2 protein-coding genes are annotated in these 1,738 nt (G+C 58.1%); both read left to right on the forward strand.

The genetic code is table 11. From position 1 onward, the window contains the following. Positions 1-226: hypothetical protein (locus ABZF37_RS14045; protein WP_372720992.1), on the forward strand; the 226-nt coding region annotated here is incomplete at its 5' end. After that, the coding region (locus ABZF37_RS14050) for a condensation domain-containing protein (protein ID WP_372720994.1) at positions 223-1,738 on the forward strand (1,516 nt) is incomplete at its 3' end. The genes ABZF37_RS14045 and ABZF37_RS14050, both read left to right, overlap by 4 nt.

Below are 1,738 nucleotides of genomic sequence, written 5' to 3' on the forward strand. Positions count from 1 at the left end.
CCTGGCATTCGAGCGCCGTGACCTCGACCGGCGGAAATTTTTACGTTATGAGAAAAGGAAGAAACAGAAACCACCTCTCGGATTGATGCGTCGATATTTCAGTGGTGAGAAGAACCGGAAAATTGTTTATCGTTCTTACCAGTCTGCCTCCCTTGGCCCGACGCCACGGTTGATAAAACTCGAGACGGCTTCGACCAGCAACGCGGGCGGTCAGGTTGTGTCATGAAGGTATCGGAATTCATTTCCTCGCTGGCGCGGCAGGACATACGGCTGTGGGTCGACGGCGGTAATCTGCGCTACAGCGCCCCGGATGGCGCATTGACACCTGCCGTGCTCGGCCAGATGCGCGACCTGAAGACACAGATCATCGAGTTTCTTTCGGGCGCTCGTGGCTATTCTGCCGATGCGATTCGTCCAGTTCCGCGCGATAAGGGAGGTGTCTTATCGCTTGGTCAGCAACGACTTTGGTTTTTACAGCAACTCGACCCGCATAGCGGTGCTTATAACATTCCCGGCGCTTTGCGTATTCGTGGGCCGCTGCACAAGGAGGTTTTGCGGCGTGTTTTTGAACAGATTGTCGGTCGCCACGAGATTCTGCGCAGTTTGTACAAGGACCACGCCGGTACCCCGGTCCTGTGCTTTAACGACGAGTGTCATTGGGCTTATGCGGAGGAATCACTTCGGGTGATTGACGCGGAGCTGCGCCAGGCTCGCGCGACGGAAATTGCTGTACGGGAGTCGGCTACACCCTTTGATTTGGGGCAGGGGCCGATGCTGAGGGTGCGGCTGCTCGAGTTGGGTGACGAGGATCATGTTTTGCTGGTCACCATGCACCACATTGTCGCCGACGGCTGGTCGGTGGGTGTTTTGATCCAGGAACTCATTATTTTGTACGCGGCCTTCGTGGCCGAGCAACCTTCGCCGCTTCCGCCACTGGCCATTCAATACGCTGATTTTGCTGCCTGGCAGCATGATCATCTGCGCGGCGCGCGCCTGGAGGAACAGGTTTCATATTGGCGACAGCAGCTCGCCGGGGCGCCGCCGCTGATTCAGTTGCCGACTGATCGACCACGTCCCGCGCTGCAGACGTTCAAGGGCTCGTCCATCACGTTTCAACTGCCGGCCAGTTTGGGCGCTCAACTTGGGGAGTTTTGCGGGCAGCAGGGCATAACAGTATTCATGGCGTTGCTCGCGGCCTATCAGTTGCTGTTACAGCGTTATTCGGGTCAGAGCGATTTGACCGTGGGTATTCCCATTGCGGGACGAACGCGTACCGAACTGGAGGCGTTGATAGGTTTTTTCGTCAATGCCTTGGTGATGCGCGCGGATCTGTCGGGGAATCCGACGGTTACTGAATTGTTGAGCCGGACACGAGAGACGACACTTGCGGCCTACGCGCACCAGGATGTACCGGTGGATATTCTGGTAGACAGCTTGGGTGTTGAGCGCAGTACCAGCTACGGTCCGCTGGCACAGGTGGGATTCGCCCTGCAGGACACGGCTCAGATGCAGGGCGGAGTGGGCGATCCACAGGCTTTCGCGGGACTGGGCCTTGAGGTACTTCCGTTCGAGGTCGTTGGCCAGACAGCAAAATATGACATCACGCTGATGGCCGCGCCGCTGTCGGACGGCAGTTTGCTGGGCACGTTGGAGTACAGCACGGACCTGTTTGAGCGAGCGACGGTGGAGCGGTTTGCGCGGCACTACCGGCGGGTGGTGGAGTGGATGCTGGCGGATC

Source organism: Immundisolibacter sp., from assembly GCF_041601295.1.
GTDB lineage: Bacteria > Pseudomonadota > Gammaproteobacteria > Immundisolibacterales > Immundisolibacteraceae > Immundisolibacter.